The organism is Streptomyces sp. NPDC003456 (assembly GCF_042878735.1).
In the GTDB taxonomy this organism is placed as follows: Bacteria; Actinomycetota; Actinomycetes; order Streptomycetales; family Streptomycetaceae; genus Streptomyces.
On record NZ_JBIAOK010000002.1, the window covers coordinates 322,819 to 340,264 of the forward strand.

The 17,446-nt window shown below is 74.9% G+C and carries 14 protein-coding genes; 7 read left to right on the forward strand and 7 right to left on the reverse strand.

Annotated elements, in window-relative coordinates:
- Positions 1 to 11: 11 nt before the first annotated feature.
- The 4 genes from ACFYWG_RS07060 to ACFYWG_RS07075 all read right to left on the reverse strand — a co-directional run bounded on the left by ACFYWG_RS07060 (position 12) and on the right by ACFYWG_RS07075 (position 4,800).
- Complete coding sequence (locus tag ACFYWG_RS07060; RefSeq protein WP_383509228.1) at positions 12 to 2,453, reverse strand: right-handed parallel beta-helix repeat-containing protein; 2,442 nt, start codon at positions 2,451 to 2,453, stop codon at positions 12 to 14.
- A 225-nt stretch (positions 2,454 to 2,678) separates the two neighbouring features.
- Entirely contained in the window at positions 2,679 to 3,284 is a 606-nt protein-coding gene (locus ACFYWG_RS07065; RefSeq protein ID WP_385414561.1) for a hypothetical protein, read from the reverse strand.
- 217 nt (positions 3,285 to 3,501) lie between these two features.
- A complete protein-coding gene (locus ACFYWG_RS07070; RefSeq protein ID WP_376331005.1) occupies positions 3,502 to 4,329 on the reverse strand; it encodes an MOSC domain-containing protein in 828 nt (275 codons plus the stop codon).
- A 42-nt stretch (positions 4,330 to 4,371) separates the two neighbouring features.
- Positions 4,372 to 4,800 carry a DUF6643 family protein gene (locus ACFYWG_RS07075; RefSeq protein WP_376331003.1) on the reverse strand — a complete coding sequence of 143 codons (429 nt, stop codon included), beginning with the start codon at positions 4,798 to 4,800 and terminating at the stop codon, positions 4,372 to 4,374.
- A 296-nt stretch (positions 4,801 to 5,096) separates the two neighbouring features.
- Here ACFYWG_RS07075 and ACFYWG_RS07080 point away from each other — a divergent pair, with 296 nt between their 5' ends.
- Complete coding sequence (locus tag ACFYWG_RS07080) at positions 5,097 to 6,407, forward strand: TerD family protein (protein WP_389200725.1); 1,311 nt, start codon at positions 5,097 to 5,099, stop codon at positions 6,405 to 6,407.
- A gap of 16 nt (positions 6,408 to 6,423) precedes the next feature.
- On the opposite strand, the gene ACFYWG_RS07085 is transcribed toward ACFYWG_RS07080, so the two are convergent.
- Positions 6,424 to 7,617: a glycosyltransferase gene (locus tag ACFYWG_RS07085; protein ID WP_385414558.1), complete on the reverse strand. Its 1,194-nt coding sequence runs from the start codon at positions 7,615 to 7,617 to the stop codon at positions 6,424 to 6,426.
- A gap of 39 nt (positions 7,618 to 7,656) precedes the next feature.
- Here ACFYWG_RS07085 and ACFYWG_RS07090 point away from each other — a divergent pair, with 39 nt between their 5' ends.
- Complete coding sequence (locus ACFYWG_RS07090; RefSeq protein WP_385414555.1) at positions 7,657 to 8,442, forward strand: glutamate racemase; 786 nt, start codon at positions 7,657 to 7,659, stop codon at positions 8,440 to 8,442.
- A 150-nt stretch (positions 8,443 to 8,592) separates the two neighbouring features.
- Positions 8,593 to 9,147, forward strand: coding sequence for a hypothetical protein (locus ACFYWG_RS07095; protein ID WP_376330999.1), 555 nt, complete (start codon positions 8,593 to 8,595; stop codon positions 9,145 to 9,147).
- 79 nt (positions 9,148 to 9,226) lie between these two features.
- Here the strand turns inward: ACFYWG_RS07095 and ACFYWG_RS07100 are convergent, their stop codons facing one another.
- Positions 9,227 to 10,300, reverse strand: coding sequence for an O-antigen ligase family protein (locus tag ACFYWG_RS07100; RefSeq protein WP_389200727.1), 1,074 nt, complete (start codon positions 10,298 to 10,300; stop codon positions 9,227 to 9,229).
- A 295-nt stretch (positions 10,301 to 10,595) separates the two neighbouring features.
- Here ACFYWG_RS07100 and lnt point away from each other — a divergent pair, with 295 nt between their 5' ends.
- From lnt to ACFYWG_RS07120, 4 genes are all read left to right on the forward strand, one after another.
- Positions 10,596 to 12,212 carry an apolipoprotein N-acyltransferase gene (gene lnt / locus ACFYWG_RS07105; protein WP_389199804.1) on the forward strand — a complete coding sequence of 539 codons (1,617 nt, stop codon included), beginning with the start codon at positions 10,596 to 10,598 and terminating at the stop codon, positions 12,210 to 12,212.
- Positions 12,213 to 12,280: 68 nt separating this feature from the next.
- Positions 12,281 to 12,760: an NUDIX domain-containing protein gene (locus ACFYWG_RS07110; protein ID WP_376330994.1), complete on the forward strand. Its 480-nt coding sequence runs from the start codon at positions 12,281 to 12,283 to the stop codon at positions 12,758 to 12,760.
- 54 nt (positions 12,761 to 12,814) lie between these two features.
- Positions 12,815 to 13,615, forward strand: a complete 801-nt coding sequence (locus tag ACFYWG_RS07115) for a 3-hydroxybutyrate dehydrogenase (RefSeq protein ID WP_389199806.1) — start codon at positions 12,815 to 12,817, stop codon at positions 13,613 to 13,615.
- A 229-nt stretch (positions 13,616 to 13,844) separates the two neighbouring features.
- A complete protein-coding gene (locus ACFYWG_RS07120; protein WP_389199808.1) occupies positions 13,845 to 15,842 on the forward strand; it encodes a helix-turn-helix domain-containing protein in 1,998 nt (665 codons plus the stop codon).
- Between the two features lie 46 nt (positions 15,843 to 15,888).
- Here the strand turns inward: ACFYWG_RS07120 and ACFYWG_RS07125 are convergent, their stop codons facing one another.
- Positions 15,889 to 17,286 carry an MFS transporter gene (locus ACFYWG_RS07125; protein WP_383508549.1) on the reverse strand — a complete coding sequence of 466 codons (1,398 nt, stop codon included), beginning with the start codon at positions 17,284 to 17,286 and terminating at the stop codon, positions 15,889 to 15,891.
- Positions 17,287 to 17,446 lie beyond the last annotated feature (160 nt).

Below are 17,446 nucleotides of genomic sequence, written 5' to 3' on the forward strand. Positions count from 1 at the left end.
GGCGGGCACGCTCACCGCCCGCCGGGCAGGTCCTCGGCGTACAGCAGGGTGAGGTCGTCGGTGGTCGGCTCGGCGACCTGGGCGACCCGGCTCGCGTGCCGCTCCACCATCGCCTCGAACGTCTGCCGCGCGGTACGGCCGTTGCCGAACGCCGGGCCCTTCGGCAGCTCGGCGAAGTACTTCAGCAGGGCCTCGTCCGCGCCCGGCGCCAACCGGTACTCGTGCTCCTCCGCCTGCTGCTCCACGATCCGCAGCAGGTCCTCGGGGCCGTAGTCGCTGAAGGTGATGGTCCGTGAGAAGCGCGAGGCCACACCGGGGTTGACCGACAGGAAGCGCTCCATCTCGGCCGTGTAGCCCGCGACGATCACCACGACGGCGTCCCGGTGGTCCTCCATCAGCTTCACCAGCGTGTCGATGGCCTCCTTGCCGAAGTCGCGGCCCGCGTCCTCCGGGGACAGCGCGTACGCCTCGTCGATGAACAGCACCCCGCCGCGGGCCTTCTCGAAGGCCTCCTGGGTGCGGATCGCCGTGGAGCCGATGTGCTCGCCCACCAGGTCGACGCGGGACACCTCGACCAGGTGGCCCTTCTCCAGCACACCGAGGGAGGCGAGGATCTCGCCGTACAGCCGGGCCACCGTCGTCTTCCCGGTGCCGGGCGAGCCGGTGAAGACCAGGTGGCGCTTGACCGATGCGGCCTTCAGGCCGGCCTGCTGACGGCGCCGGCCCACCTCGATCATGTCGGTGAGCGCGCGCACCTCCCGCTTGACGCTCTCCAGGCCCACCAGCGCGTCGAGTTCACCGAGGACGTCCTTGGAACTGCGGGCGGGCCGCTCCGCCGGCGCCGCGGCGGCCGGGGCGGCGGGCGCCGGTTCGGTGCGCTGCCCGGGGACCGCGCCGAGCAGACCGGGGGAGTGGGCCGCCGTCTGCACGGCCGTCTCCGGCACCGCGGGCGCCCGCAGTCCCGCGCTCTCGTCGCTGGTGCAGTCCTCGACCACCGGACCCGCCGCGGAGGCCGGGTCGGCACCGCTGTCGGCGAACTCGTACCCGCCCCGCGCGCACCGCTCCGTGCGGCACTTGCGCAGCGTGGTGCGGCTGCCGTCGATCACGTGGAAGCCGTAGCCGCCGCTGCCCGTCACCCGGCAGTTCACGAAGCTGCCGCGGCCCCCGGCCGAGACGTAGACACCGGCCTCCGCGGGGGAGTCGACCGTGCAGCGCTCCACCGCGGGATCGGCGCCCTTGGTGACGATCACGCCCGTCTGGGTGCCCGACAGCGTGCAGTTGCTGAGGGTGCCGCCGCTTCCGTGGTCGCGGAACCAGGCGCCCGTCGCCGCGTCCCGGATGCGGCAGTCGTCGAGCTGCGCCGTCGCGCCGTCGCTCACCGACACGGCCGTGTTGCGCACCTGCGACAGGTCGCTGTCCACGACGTCGGCGCGCGAGCCCCGGTCGAGCACGAACAGGGCGTCCGGCACGTCGTGCACCCGGCAGGACTCCAGGACGGCGGTGGCGCCGTCGCTGACCCACACCGCCGGGTAGTCGCCCGTGCTGTCGAAGATCTCGCACTGGTTGGCGTCCACCCGGGTGCCCGGGTCCCACACCGACAGGCCGTTGCGCCCGAACTGCCGCACCGTCGTGCGGGTCAGCGTGAGGACGGAGCGCGAGCGCAGGTCGACCGCGTTCTCCGGGATGTCGTGGATGCGGCAGTCGGCGAGGGTCAGCACCGCGTCGGTGTCGAGGGTGACGCCGTCTGCCGTCGTGCGGTGCACGTCGCAGTCGGTGAGGTGGGCGGTGGCCCGGCCGGTGATCTGCACGCCGCTGCCGCGCACCTCGTAGATCTCGCAGCCCACCGCCTCCAGCGCGGAGTTCTCCCCGGTCGCCGAGAGCCCCGGCCCCGAGGCGTGGTGCACCCGGCAGCGCTCCAGGCGGGGATGGGCACCCCCGCGCACCGCCACCCCGGCCTGGCCGGCCGCGACCACCTCGCACTCCTCGAACACCCCGCCGGCGCCGTCGACCACGGCGATGCCGATGCCCGCCGGGTTGTCGACCGCGCAGCGGCGCACCGTCGGCCGGGCGCTGCCGCGCACCTCGATGCCGGCCGCCGACCGCGTCACGACCCGTACGTCGCGCAGCTCCGGCGTGCCCTCCTCCACCAGCACGGCCGGGGCGGTGGCATCCTGGCCCTCCACATGCAGGTCCTGCACCACCGCGGAGGCCCGCACGGTCAGCGGCACCCCGTCCACGGGGGCGATCCGCACCGAGCCCGGGGAGTTCTCCGGGCCGCGCAGGGTGATCGCGCGCTGCAGGACGAGGTTCTCCCGGTAGGTGCCCGGGGCGACGGTCAGCACGTCCCCGTCGGCCGCTGCCTCCAGGGCCGCGGCGAGCGATGCGTACTCACCCGTGCGGCGCCGCCACCGCGACGTGCCGGTGTGCGTCACCTGGACCGTGCCCTGTGCCATGGTGTAGCCGTGCCCCCACCTCGGTCGTACTGATGGCTCGTTCGCCCTCGGGACGCTTCCTCCGGTGCCGCCGCCCCCGGGCCCGGCCCCGGGGGCCCGGTCGCGGACGCGGTGTCGGCACCGGCGCGCCTTCCTGCTCACTCGCGCGCGGGTTGTGCCGAACGGGTTCGGCCGGACCACCGTAGCGTGCGCGCGGGTGGTGGGTTGACCAGAGCCGGAAGGCCGTCAGCTGCCGGCGTCCGTCCTGCCCCAGTCGGGCCCCGCCCTGTTCCAGGCCTGGTCCCAACGGGCGTACCTGCGGCGGACCATGCGCCACAGGACGAGCCGTCTGCCGGCCTCGACGACGGCACCCGCCAGCAGCGCGGCACCCACGCCGGCGAGGACGGCGTGCGTCGACGCCGTCGCGGGGTCGAGGGGACGGGTCACCGGACGGCCCTGCCGATCGGTCCACAGCGTGAAGCGATCGCCCCGCTGGGGGTCTCGCAGGTCCGCCGGGACGGTGCCCCGGTGCGCTGTTCCGTCCGGTGCCGTCCAGTCGGCGGACACGCGCGTGCGCAGGTCCCGGCCCGACGAGGTCTCCGGGTCGGCCTCCAGAGGGGAGGGCCGGAACGTGCGGACCACGGTGGCCGTCACCGTGTGCCGGGTCTGGTGCTGGGCGCGGACGGAGCGCTGCAGGGCGTCCTGGGCGGCACCGCCGACGAGCACTCCGGCCACGGGCGCGGCCACGACGACGAGCAGCAGGGCGGCCGCCGCGAGCCAGGCTTCGGCCAGATCGGTCGCACGGCACAGGGGGTTGGCCCGCCAGCGCCACAGTCCGCTGATCACCCGCACGGCCCGCACCCCTCCCCGCTCCGCGACGGCCTCCGCGGTGCCGCCACGCCCGGTCCCGCGGAAGGAGGGCCCACCCTCACCTCACGCCGGCCCTCTCATGAATTTCTCACACAGGGCCAACGCCCGGGCCGCGAAGCCGGTTCCCGTCCCGCCGCCCGGCCTCCGCTCGACCGGGGCGCGACCGCCGCGCGAGGAACCGGACGCTCCGGACCGGTCGCTACGCGAGGATCCGGACCGGGTCGCCGACGCGGAGGGTGCCCCGGGACAGCGGGATCAGGTTCTGCCCGAAGACGAGCCTGCCGTCGAGGCGGCGGTGCAGGCCGAGGGTGTGCAGCGGCTCCCGGCCGCGCTCGCCGCTGCCCTGGTCGGTGGTGGTCACCACGCACCGCCCGCAGGGCTTGGCGACGCGGAACTCCACCTCGCCCACGGCCAGTCGCGACCAGCCGTCCTCCGCCCACGCCGGCGTGCCCGTCACGACGACGTTCGGCCGGAAGCGGTTCATCGGCAGCGGGCCCTCGTGCGCGTGCTCGCCCCGGGCGATCGAGGCGTTGAGGGCGTCCAGGGAGGAGGTCGTGGTGAGCAGCAGCGGGAAGCCGTCGGCGAAGGAGACGGTGTCGCCGGGCCGCCCGTACTCCGGTGCGACCGGGCGGCGCGTCGCCGGGTCGTCCAGGTACACGAGGCGCGCGCCGACGCCGAGGTAGGAGCTCCACCAGGCGTGCGCGTCAGCGCCCTCGGCCGGGACGGCGTCGACCTTGTCGCGGAAGATCTCCATCGGCACCGTGCCCGGGACCCGGGGGACGGGCACCGTCAGCGGCTCCATGCCGGGCGCGGACAGCCGGACGCCGCCACCGGGCGTCAACTCGGCGGCGGCGAGGGCGAGGTGTGGCAGCCGGCGTTGCGTGAGGACCTTTCCCCCGTCGTCGACCACGGCCCAGCGCCGGTCGCCGGCCAGCCCCCAGGGCTCCACGGCGGCTTCACCGGGCGCGAGCCCTCGGACCGCCTTGACCGGGTGGACGTGGATCGAGTGCAGGTGAGCGTTCCCCATGGGGCCATCGTGCCACCACGCGCCGACGGCCCCGGGGGCGGCTCAGTACCCGCGGTACTGCTGGCTCTGGTACGGGTCCTGATAGGGCGCCGGGGCGGGCCGGGGAGCCGCGGGGCGCATCGCCTCGTAGCCCGCGGGCGCCGCGGGGCGCGGCTGCTGCGGGTACGGGCCCGGGTAGCCGCGCGGCGCGGTGGCCTGCTGCGGGATGTACGCCGCGGGCGCCTGCTGCAGCGGGGCGGGCTGCTGAGCCTGCGGGTAGCCGTAGGCGGGCTGGGAGGGGGCTGCCGGGAGGGCGGGCAGCGCCGAGGGCAGGGCGGGGAGGTTGCCGCCCGGCATGTCGTACTGAGCGGGGACCCGGATCGGGGCGATCTGCGGGGTGCCCCGCTCGGCGACGAGCCTGTCGTAGATCGGGGTGTCCGGGAAGGAGGCGGAGTAGTAGCCGCCGCCATAGGTGGAGCGGGGGGAGGTCATGGCACATAAGTTAAGCCCACGATGTGCTGGTTGGGGAGACCGATAAGAGGGTTGTTTTGCGGGCCCGCAGTGGCCCGGGATCCCCAATGCGAGCGAACTCGGCAAAAAGGGGCACCGAGCGAGGCGTAGATCGTGTAAAGCCCGAGTTCCGGGCGGGTTACCGACGGTTGACCGGCGGTGTTCCGTCCGCCGTGCATGGGAGTCCGCCGCGAGGAGGAATAGGTTGTGCGGACGGAACTCCACGGACGCCCGGGACGGGCCCGGCGCGGTGATCGGCAATGGGGGCGGACATGAGCATGATGAAGGGATCCAACACTCCGGTGCCCACGGGGGCGCTGCGGGTGGACCTGGGCCGGCGCACCGGTCCCGGCGTGCCCGACGTCGACGCCTCCGCCCTCCTGCTGGTCGGCGGGAAAGTGCGCTCGGACGCGGACTTCGTCTTCTACAACCAGCCCGTGCACTTCTCCGGCGCGATCCGGCACGAGGGCAAGCGCGACGCCGGCGGGCAGGTGACGGACACGCTCCTGGTCGACCTCGCGCGCGTGGAGCCCGCCATCGAGACGATCGTCCTCGCCGCCTCCGCGGACGGCGGCACCTTCGGACAGGTCCCGGGCCTGTCCATCGAGGTCCGGGACGCGGCGGCGGGCACCGCCGTCGCCCGCTTCGACAACCCCGGCGCCACCACCGAGACCGCCTTCGTGCTGGGCGAGTTCTACCGCCGCCAGGGCGCCTGGAAGTTCCGCGCCGTGGGGCAGGGCTACAGCAGCGGCCTCGAAGGACTGGCGACCGACTACGGCATCACCGTGGACGAGCCGCAACAGACGACCCCGGCCCCCGCCGTCGCTCCGCCGCCGCCCGCTGCGCCGGTGACCGCGCACCCGGTCACCCCGCCCCCGCCGCCCGCACCCCCGATGACCGCGCACCCCGTCGCCCCGCCTCCGCCCGCCGCGCCTCCGGCGCCCGAGCCCGTCCGCCTCACCAAGGTCACGCTCACCAAGAGCGCCCCCTCCGTCTCGCTCACCAAGCAGGGCGGCACCTCCGGCGCCCTGCGCGTGAACCTCAACTGGGAGGTGCGCAAGCAGTTCTCGGGCTGGAGCAGCAAGTTCGGCCGCCCCACCGCGATGCACTCCGACCTCGACCTCGACCTGTGCGCCCTGTACGAGCTCACCGACGGCAGCAAGGGCGTCGTCCAGGCCCTCGGCAACAGCTTCGGCTCACTGCACCGGCCCCCCTTCATCCACCTCGACGGCGACGACCGCACCGGCGCCTCGACGGCCGGCGAGAACCTCACCGTCAACCTCGACCACAAGCAGGCCTTCCGGCGCATCCTCGTCTTCGTCACCATCTACGAGGGCGCCCGCTCCTTCGCCGACCTGCACGCCACCGTCACGCTCCGGCCGCAGCACGGGGCCCCCATCGAGTTCTCCCTCGACGAGTGCACGGTCCCCTCGCTCGTGTGCGCGCTGGCGCTGATCACCAACACCGGCGGCGACCTCGTCGTGCAGCGGGAGGCGCGCTATCTGGTGCCCGAGCGGGGCGTGAGCCCGCAGCGGACCGTCGACCACGCCTACGGGTGGGGCATGAACTGGACTCCCGGCAGGAAGTGACACCGGCCGCAGGCCGTCAGCCCTCGTCCGGGACGGCCTGCGGGCGCGCGTAGGTGCGGCCCTTCCAGGCCGCACCGCGCCCCCGGTAGTGCTGCACCGCGGAGTCGACCGTCATCAGGAGATAGAGGAACGCCGTGAACGGCAGCAGCGGAGCCTGCCACCACGGCTGCCGGTAGTAGCGCAGCATCGGAGCGTACGTCCCCGCCATGATCAGCCACGCGAGACCGCCCGCCACCGCCGCCGCCGTGCTGCCCGCCGCCACACCGGCGGCCAGGGCCGCCGGCGGCACCAGGTACACCAGCGCCAGTCCCGCCACCGTCCCGGCCAGGAGCAGCGGGTTGTGCCGCAACTGGGCGTAGGCGCTGCGCGAGACCATCCGCCACAGGTCGTGCAGCCGCGGGTACGGCCGCACGCTGTCCACCCGGTCGGCCAGGCCCAGCCAGACCCGGCCGCCCGCGCTCTTCACAGCCCGCGCGAGCGCCACGTCGTCGATCACCGCGTGCCGGATGGCGTCCGGGATCCGCGCCCGCACGGCGGCGTCCGCCCGCAGCAGCACGCAGCCACCGGCCGCCGCCGCCGTGCGGGTGCCTCTCCGGCCGATCCGGCGGAACGGATACAGCTGCGCGAAGAAGTAGACGAACGCCGGCACCACCAAGCGCTCCCACACGCTCTCCACCCGCAGGCGCGCCATCTGCGACACGACGTCGAACCCGCCGGACCCGGCCGCCGCCACCAGCTCGCGCAGACTGTCCGGCCCGTGCGCGATGTCGGCGTCCGTGAGCAGCAGGTACTCGGGCCCACGCGCGCGTGCCAGAGCGATCCCGTGGCGCACCGCCCACAGCTTGCCGGTCCAGCCCGCGGGCGGCTCGCCGGGGGAGACGACGGTCAACGGCAGCCCGCCGTGCCGCCGCGCCAGTTCGCGTGCCAGCTCCCCGGTGCCGTCCGTGCTGCCGTCGTCGACGAGGAAGACCTCCGCCCGGCCCGGATAGTCCTGCCCCAGCAGTGACGGCAGCGCCTCCGGCAGCACCGCCGCCTCGTCCCGGGCCGGGACCACGACGCACACGGGCGGCCACACGTCCGGCTCCCGCCGCCGCGGCAGGCGCACGTCCGTGCGCCAGAAGAAGCCCTGGCCGAGCAGCAGCCACAGCCAGGCGAGCAGTGATCCAGCGGCAGTCCACACAACGGCGCTCACGCGCGCAGTCTCCCCCACGGCCGGGGCCGCAAGCCGCTCATCGTCTATCGTGATCGGGTGAAGATCGCGCTCATGGACTCCGGAATCGGTCTGCTGGCGGCCACCGCCGCGGTGCGGCGGCTGCGCCCCGACGCCGATCTCGTGCTCTCCCTCGACCCCGACGGCATGCCGTGGGGACCGAGGACGCCGGAGGACCTGACCGGCCGTGCCCTGGCCGTCGCCGAAGCGGCCGCCGCGCGCCGCCCCGACGCCCTCATCGTCGGCTGCAACACCGCGACCGTGCACGCCCTGACCGCCCTGCGCGCCCGCCTGGAGCCGGAGCTGCCGGTCATCGGCACCGTACCCGCGATCAAGCCGGCCGCGGCCGGAGGCGGCCACCTGGCCATCTGGGCCACCCCGGCCACCACCGGCAGCCCCTACCAGCAGAACCTGATCAGGGACTTCGCCGGCGGGGTGCCCGTCACCGAGGTGCCCTGCTGGGGCCTGGCCGAGGCCGTGGAGCACGCGGACGAGGCGGCCGTCGACGCCGCCGTCCGTGCCGCCGCCGCCCTCACGCCCGAGGAGGTGACCACCGTCGTCCTGGGATGCACCCACTACGAGCTGGTCGCCGAGCGCATCCGGGCCGCCGTCCAGCGCCCCGGCCGCCCGCCCCTCGTCCTGCACGGCTCCGCCGGTGCCGTGGCCGCCCAGGCCCTGCGCCGCCTCGGCGAGCAGCCCGCACCGGACGCCGCACCGGACGGCACCCTCACCGTGCTGCTCAGCGGACGCGAGGGCGCGCTGCCCGAGCCCGCCCTGGCCTACGCCGAGGGCCGGCTGCTGCAGGCGGTCACGCCCGCGCGGTGAACGCCGGGCCGGTGGACGCCGTACACCCCCCGGGAGGCCGAGGCGGCAGCGGAAGGGCGCGGTGCGTCGCCCCCCCACGGACGCCCGGCCGGCGCAGTCACCCTCCGCCACCAGGTACCCGCACAGCGAAACCTGAGTAACCTCGATGGCATGAGGGACCACCCCGACGGCGAGAACGCCACCCACAGGTACCCCGACGTCTGGACCGGTCGTGCGACCAACCGGGCCCAGTGGCTGCTGGCGCTCGCGGGCGCCGCCTGTCTGGCCCTGGGCATCGCGCTGGCCGTGGACTCGGCGTGGAAGTCCGGGATCGCCCCGCTCGTGATGGCCGTCGTCGGCTGCATCGCCGCCGGTCTGCTGGTCCTCTTCGGGACCCTCGCCTTCGTGCACGTGGCCCTCCGGGTCGACGAGGACCACCTCGAGGTCCGCTGCGGCCACATGGGCCTGCCGCGCAGACGCATCCCCCTCTCCCAGGTCGTCGGCGCCACGTACGCCTCGCACGTCACACCGCGCCACTGGGGCGGTTGGGGCTACCGGTGGCGGCCCGAGAAGGGGACGGCGGTGGTCGTGCGCCGCGGCGAGGGCGTCGTCCTGGAGCTGTGGGACGGCCACACCTTCACGGTCACCGTCGACGACGCGGAGGCGGCCGTCCGCGTCATCGAGGAGCGGCTGCGGCCGGGCAAGCCGGGAGCCGCCGCGCACTGAAGCCGGCGCGCCCCACCGGGTTCGTGCCGAGCCGGTGCCGGTCGAGCCGAGCGGCCGCTGAGGTGGAGCCGCCGCGGTGTCAGGCGGGAGCGTGGCCCGCGTTCCGCGGGTGTGACTCCTCCGGCGCGCGGCTCACCGGATGGGCCGGCAGGGGGCGCGCCGTGGCCGTGCCCGCCAGCAGACCCGCTCCCACCGAGACGGCGGTGAAACTGAGCGCGTTGCCCAGCGCCGCGATCACGGCGAGTGCCGTCAGGGCCGCGCCCGCCGTGAGCGCCACCGGCGTGGGACGCGGACCCCGCCAGAGCGCGTACAGGACCCAGCCGAACGCCGCCGCCAGCAGCACCACGCCGACGATGCCCTGCTCGGCCGCCTGCTGCAGCGCCGCGGAGTGCGGGCGGCCGTCGGACAGCAGCGAGTGGGCCGACGTCGCGCTCAGCTCCCCGAAGCGGCCCGGCCCCGCGCCCAGGGCCGGTTCCTCGGCCAGCAGGCGCCACGCGTCCTGCCACAGATCCACCCGGTGCGGGGTGAGCCGCTCCCGCACCGCGCCGCCAGGCCCGCTCGGCACGGCCCGGGCGGCCACCGACCAGGTCAGCCCGGTCACCAGCGCGGCGACCGAGGCCAGCACCGCCAGGGCGGTACCGCGGTGCGGGATGCGGCCGGCGGCCAGCGAGCACAGCAGGACCGCCACGCAGGTCACGCATCCCGTGGTGGAGCCGAGGAAGCCGGCCAGGACGGCGATGCCGAGGGCGAGCAGCCGCAGGGCGAACCGCACGGCCGGACGGGACGTCCCCCAGGCCGCGCAGCACGCGGCTCCGGCCGCGAGCGTCAGCACGGCGGCGGTGGCCCCGGCGTGCCCCAGGGGCGCGCCGATCTGCGGGCCCGGGGCGAGGCGCGGCACGGCCAGGGTCAGCGCGACGCCCGCGAGGGCCGCCGCCACGGGCGCGCCGACCGGCGCCACGGCTCCGCCGATCCGGCCCGCGGCGTACCCGGCAGCGACCGCCAGCACCGCGAGGAGCACGCCCTCGGGCCGGCCGTCGTGCGCGGCCGCCGTGATCAGCGACCAGCCGGCGCAGGCCCCGAGCACCGCCACGCCCACGGCGTCGGCCGCGCTGCGTCTGTCACCGTCCGCGTCCGGACCCGGCGCGGCCGCCATCCCACTGGAACCCACCCCGCACGCCCCCCGGCGCCCTAGCCTCTGACCTGTGAAGACCCCGGCCGCGCGGTCCGCTGCGGGCCGCACGTCCAAGGCTTCGGCACACGGTAACGGCTCGTGAAGGATTTGAGGATGCGCCGTGACGAAGCGAACAGGAGCGACGGCGTGCACCTCCTGCCGGCGTGAAGGGCGGGAACCGTGCCCGCTTGCCCGCTCCCCGGAGGGACGGCGTGCCCGGGTGGGGGCCGACCGACCGTGCTGTCGGCCCGGACAGCGCTCGCCGTACACTCCGGGAGTGACCGTCACCGCAACGTCCGTCGGCGAGTCGGACCGGCTGGAGCCGCGTGTCGAGCGCGGTGCCCGGACGTGGAGCCACCGGCTCGCACGTCTCGTCCCGGCCGCCGCAGCCGCCCTCGCCGGCCTGCTCCTGTACGTCAGCTTCCCGCCCCGCACCCTGTGGTGGCTGGCCCTGCCCGCCTTCGCCGTCCTCGGCTCGGTGCTGCACGGACGGGGCTGGAAGGCCGGGTTCGGTCTCGGTTACCTCTTCGGGCTCGGCTTCCTGCTGCCGCTGCTGGTGTGGACCGGGGTGGAGGTCGGACCGGGGCCATGGCTGGCCCTGGTGGTCATCGAGGCGCTCTTCGTCGGTGCGGTCGGCGCCGGCGTGGCGGCCGTGTCCAAACTGCCCGGCGCGCCCGTGTGGGCCGCGGCGGTGTGGATCGCCGGTGAGGCGGCACGCGCGCGTGTGCCCTTCGAGGGCTTCCCCTGGGGCAAGGTCGCCTTCGGGCAGGCGGACGGGCTGTTCCTGCCGCTCGCCGCGGTGGGCGGCACGCCCGTGCTCGGCTTCGCCGTGGCCCTGTGCGGCTTCGGCCTGTACGACGTGATCCGCACGGCCCTCAGGTGGCGGCGGACCGGTGAGGTGCGGCGCGCCGCGGCCGCCGTGGGCCTGATCAGCCTGGCCGTCCCGGTCGTGGGCGCCGTGGCGGCCCGTCCCCTGGTCAGCGACAAGGCCGAGGACGGCAGCGTCACCGTGGCGGTGATCCAGGGCAACGTGCCGCGGGCCGGCCTGGAGTTCAACGCCCAGCGGCGCGCCGTGCTCGACTACCACGCCCGCGAGACGCGGCGCCTGGCCGCCGAGGTCCGCGCCGGCAAGGTGGCGCGCCCCGACTTCGTGCTGTGGCCGGAGAACTCCTCCGACATCGATCCCTTCGCCAACGCCGACGCCCGGGCGGTCATCGACTCGGCGGCCAAGGCCGTCGGCGTGCCGATCTCGGTCGGCGGCGTCGTCGAACGCGACGGCAGGCTCTACAACGAGCAGATCCTCTGGGACCCGGCCGAGGGGCCCGTGGACACCTACGACAAGCGGCAGATCCAGCCCTTCGGCGAGTACCTGCCGCTGCGCCCGCTCATCGGCGCGATCAACCGGAGCTGGACGGAGATGGTCCGCCAGGACTTCACCCGCGGCACCGAACCGGGCGTGTTCACCATGCACGGCGCCAGGGTCGGCCTGGTCACCTGCTACGAGGCCGCCTTCGACTGGGCGGTGCGCTCCGAGGTCGAGGACGGTGCCCAGATGATCTCCGTGCCGTCCAACAACGCCACCTTCGACCGCAGCGAGATGACCTACCAGCAGCTCGCCATGTCACGCGTCCGCGCGGTGGAGCACAGCCGGACCGTGGCCGTGCCGGTGACCAGCGGCGTCAGCGCCTTCATCATGCCGGACGGGACCATCACCCGGAAGACCGGCATGTTCGTGGCCGACTCGCTCGTGCAGAAGGTGCCGCTCCGGTCCTCGCAGACCCCGGCCACCCGGCTCGGCGTCCTCCCGGAGATCGCGCTCGTGCTGGTCGCGGCCGGCGGACTGGGCTGGGCCGCCGCCACCGCCCTGCGCGGCCGACGCGCCGGTGACGCGTAGCCGTACGCCGGGCGCACACCGCCATGAACCGGCCGGGGCGCCCGAGGCGGCAGCTTAGGGTCGGAGCCATGGCTACTCCCGACTTCATCCGCACACTCCGTGCCTCGGCCGGTCATCAACTGCTCTGGCTCCCCGGCGTCACCGCCCTCGTCTTCGACGACGAGGGCAGGGTGCTGCTCAACCGCCGGGCCGACACCCGCAGGTGGTCCGTGCTCGGCGGCATCCCGGACCCCGGCGAGCAGCCGGCGGCCTGCGCCGTGCGGGAGGTGTACGAGGAGACGGGCGTGCACTGCGTCGCCGAACGGGTCGTCGTGGTCCAGGCACTGCAACCCGTCACCTACGACAACGGCGACGTCTGCCAGTACATGGACATCACCTTCCGCTGCCGTGCCGTCGGCGGCGAGGCCCGCGTCAACGACGACGAGTCGCTGGACGTGGCCTGGTTCGACATCGATGCCCTGCCCGAGCTGAACGAGTTCGGACTGCTGCGGATCAAGCAAGCCATGTCCGACGGCCCCACATGGTTCGACCCCACCTCTGCAGGCTGAAGTATGGGGCCACACCACATGGGGTGCGGCGGGGGCGCTGCCTAGGGTCGAGGCATGACCGCGCCCCGTGCCCTCATGGCTCCCCACGCCTCCCCGCTCGACCTGGGCGGCCGCACCGCGCTCGTCACCGGCGCCGCCGGCGGCATCGGCCGTGCCTGCGCGCTGCGGCTCGCGGCCGCCGGGGCCAAGGTGAGAGCCGTCGACCGGGACGCCGCGGGCCTGGAACGGCTCGCCGAGCAGGGCAGCGGCCTCACCGGCAGCGTCGAGCCGCACGTGCTCGACCTCACCGACCTGGACGCCGCCGAAGTCGCCGCCGCCGGGACCGACGTCCTCGTCAACAACGCCGGGATCCAGCTCGTGCGCCCCTTGGAGGACTTCCCGCCCGACGTCTTCCACACCGTGCTGACCGTGATGCTGGAGGCGCCGTTCCGGCTCATCCGCGGCGCGCTGCCCCACATGTACGGCCAGGGCTGGGGCCGCATCGTCAACGTGTCGTCCGTCCACGGGCTGCGGGCCTCCGCCTACAAGTCGGCCTATGTGTCCGCCAAACACGGCTTGGAGGGACTCTCCAAGACCGCCGCGCTCGAGGGCGCCGCCCATGGGGTCACCTCGAACTGTGTGAACCCCGGCTATGTGCGCACCCCCCTGGTCGAGCAGCAGATCGCCGACCAGGCGCGGGCGCACGGCATCCCCGAGGAGCGCGTGCTGTCCGAGGTGCTGCTCCAGGACAGCGCCGTCAAGCGGCTGATCGAGCCGGAGGAGGTCGCCGAGGCCGTGGCGTACCTGTGCGCGCCGCAGGCGTCCTTCGTGACCGGCACCTCGCTCGTCCTCGACGGCGGCTGGACCGCCCACTGACGGCCGGTGCCCGTCGCCCGGGAGTTGTCCACAGGGCTGACGGGACGGCCTGGTCATGGTGAATCCTGTGCGCATGTCCAGTGATCGCATCCAGCCGGCCGGCCGTCCCGCGGGGACGGCCGCACCGCCGCCGGCCCGAGCCGGAACCCCGCCCGCCGGTGAGGCCGAGAGGCCGGCTCGCCCCGAGCCGTCGCCGTCCCGGACCGAGCCAACGCCGGCCCCGGCCGGGATGTCTCCGGCCCCGGCCGGGGTGTCTGCGTCCCGGGCCCGGGACGGTGAGCCGACGGCCGGGGCCGCTGGGCCGCCGGAGCGGGGTCGGACGTTCCCGGCCGGTGCCGAGACGCCGTTCCTCGAACTGCTGGCACGGGGCGCCTCCGCCGACGCCTACGAGCAGCCCGAGCTGCTCGCGCGCGCCGAGGGCCGGCCCGCGGAGTGGATCGCCGCGCTCGCGCACGCCAAGCCGCTCGCCCTGCGGGTACGCGCGGAGCTGGAGGGACGGCGCCGCCGCGAGGCCGAGCTGTCCGCACTGTTCGAGACCGCCCACGACCTCGCCGGGCTGCGCGACCTGGACGCGGTGCTGCAGGCGATCGTGCAGCGCGCCCGGTCGCTGCTGGGCACGGACGTCGCCTACCTCAGCCTCAACGACCCGGAGCGCGGCGACACGTACATGCGGGTCACGGAGGGCTCGGTCGCGGCCCGCTTCCAGCAGCTGCGGCTCGGCATGGGGGAGGGCCTGGGCGGCCTGGTCGCCCAGACCGCGCGCCCCTACGTCACCGACGACTACTTCAAGGACGACCGCTTCCAGCACACCCTCACGATCGACTCGGGCGTGCGCGACGAGGGACTCGTGGCCATCCTCGGCGTGCCGCTGAGCCTCGGGCACCACGTCATCGGCGTGCTGTTCGCGGCGGACCGGCGCGCCCGGGTCTTCGAGCGGGAGCAGATCGCCCTGCTCGGCTCCTTCGCCGCGCTGGCCGCGGCCGCCATCGACACCGCCAACCTGCTCGCCGAGACCCGGTCCGCCCTGGCCGGTCTGGAGCGCGCCAACGAGATCATCCGGGACCGCAGCGGCGTCATCGAACGCGCCTCCGACGTGCACGACCGGCTCGCCGAACTGGTCCTGCGGGGCGGCGGGGTCCACGACGTGGCCGCCGCGGTCTCCGAGATCCTCGACGGCACGGTCCGGTTCACCGAGGCCGCCGCCGCTCCCGCCCGGCCGGTGGAGGCCTCCCGAGCGGGGGGCCACGCGGTGCGGCACGAGGACGACTGGATCGCCGCCGTGGCCGCCGGCGGTGAACTGCTCGGCGCGCTCGTCCTGCACGGCCAGCCGGAGCTGGACCCCGTCGACCAGCGCACCCTGGAGCGGGCCGCGATGGTCACCTCCCTGCTGCTCCTGGCCCGCCGATCCGCCGCCGACGCCGAACAGCGCGTGCGCGGCGAGCTGCTGGACGACCTGCTGGACGCCCGCGACCGGGACCCCCGCCTGCTGCGGGAGCGCGCCGCCCGGCTCGACGCCGACCTCGACGCCGTGCACGTGGTGCTGGCCGCCCGGCTGGAGGACGCCGCTGCCGACGGCACGGGCGACGCCGAGCAGGAGGCGGACGCCCGCAGACGCCTGGCCGCCGCCGCCTCCCATCTCGCCGCGACCCGTCACGGCCTGGCCGCCGCACGCGACGGCGGCACGGTCCTGCTGCTGCCCCTGGGCCCGGGGGACACCGCCACGGCCGTGGCCCGCCGGGCCGCCCGGCACCTGGGGACGGCGGTCTACGCCCCGGTCACCGTCGGCGCCTCCGCGCCCGCCGGGGACCTCGCCGCCCGCCCGGACGCCGTGGCCGCGGCGTACGCGGAGGCCGGGCGCTGCCTCGACGCGCTGCGCCTCCTCGGCCGCCGGGGCGACGGTGCCGCCGCCGAGGACTTCGGCTTCCTCGGGTTGCTCCTGGCCGGGGACCGGGACATCCCCGGCTTCGTCGACCGGACCATCGGCCGGGTCGTGGACTACGACCGGCGGCGTGGGACCGACCTGCTGCGCACCCTCGACGCGTACTTCGCCAGCGGGATGAGCCCCGCCCGCACCAAGGACGACCTCCACGTCCACGTGAACACCGTCGCCCAGCGCCTGGAGCGCGTCGGCCGCCTCCTCGGCGCCGACTGGCAGAGCCCGGCGCGTGCCCTGGAGATCCAGCTCGCCCTGCGCCTGCACCGGCTGTCGGCGCCCGCACGGCCGTGACGCCCCGCACGCTTCGCGCGTGCGGGGCGTCACGAGACAGGCTGCCTCAGACGGTGCGGGCGTCCTCCGGCTCGGCCTTCACCGGGCCGGCGGCGGTTCCGGCGCCGGGGGCGGCGACGTCCGCCAGGTTCCGCAGGCGGGTCTCCTTGGCCGCCGCCACCGCGACGACCGTCAGCAGCGCGGAGGCGATGACGTACAGGGCGATCGGCGTGGAGCTCCCGTACTCCGACAGCAGCGCCGTGGCGATCAGCGGGGCGGGCGCGCCCGCGGCGACCGAGGCGAACTGGGCGCCGATGGAGGCGCCGGAGTACCGCATCCGGGTCGCGAACATCTCGGAGAAGAAGGCCGCCTGCGGCGCGTACATCGCGCCGTGCAGCACCAGGCCGACGGTGACGGCGAGGAGCAGACTGCCGGAGCCGCCGGTGTCGATCAGGGCGAAGAACGGGAACATCCACAGCCCGACCCCGACCGCGCCGACGAGATACACCGGTCGGCGGCCGATCCGGTCGGAGAGGGCCCCCCACGCCGGGATGACGGCGAAGTGCACCGCGGAGGCGATCAGCACGCAGTTGAGGGCCGTCTGCTTGGACACGCCGGCCGAGGTGGTGGCGTAGACCAGGATGAAGGCGGTGATCACGTAGTAGCTGATGTTCTCCGCCATGCGGGCGCCCATCGCGACCAGGACGTCACGCCAGTGGTGGCGCAACACGGCGACCAGCGGGGTCTTCTCCGCCTCGGTCGGGAGGGCAGCCGCCTTGCGGGCCTCCGCCTGCGCCAGTGCCTCCTTGAAGACGGGCGATTCGTCGACAGACAGACGAATCCACAAACCGACGATCACCAGGACGCCGGAGAGCAGGAACGGGATGCGCCAGCCCCAGCTGCCGAACGCGGCGTCGGACAGCAGGGCGGTGAGCAGCGACAGCACACCGGTGGCCAGGAGCTGGCCGGCCGGGGCGCCGGTCTGCGGCCACGAGGCCCAGAAGCCGCGCCGCCGCGCGTCGCCGTGCTCGGACACCAGCAGCACGGCCCCGCCCCATTCACCGCCCAGGGCGAATCCCTGCACCAGCCGCAGCACGGTCAGCAGGACGGGGGCGGCGGTGCCGATGGTGGCGTGCGTCGGCAGCAGGCCGATCGCGAAGGTCGCCCCGCCCATCAGCAGCAGGCTCAGCACGAGCAGCTTCTTGCGCCCGAGCCGGTCGCCGTAGTGCCCGAACACCAGCGCGCCCAGCGGCCGCGCCGCGAAGCCCACGGCGTAGGTGAGGAACGACAGCAGCGTGCCCACCAGCGGATCGGAGTCCGGGAAGAACAGCTTGTTGAAGACGAGGGCGGCGGCGGAGCCGTAGAGGAAGAAGTCGTACCACTCGATGGTGGTGCCGATGAGACTGGCGGCGACGATGCGCTTGAGGTTGGACGGGGCGGGGGGAGCTGTCGCGGGCGACGACATCGGCACCACTTCCTGGCGTTCTGCGGGGACGGTTGTGTGTCGCCATACCGTAGGAACGGCCAGGTCAGGGGCGTATGTGGCGGGACACCATAGTTAGACCCACCGGTGTAGAGCGCGACCACGCCTGGCGGTCGACGCGGGACCAGGTGGCGTCGCCGGG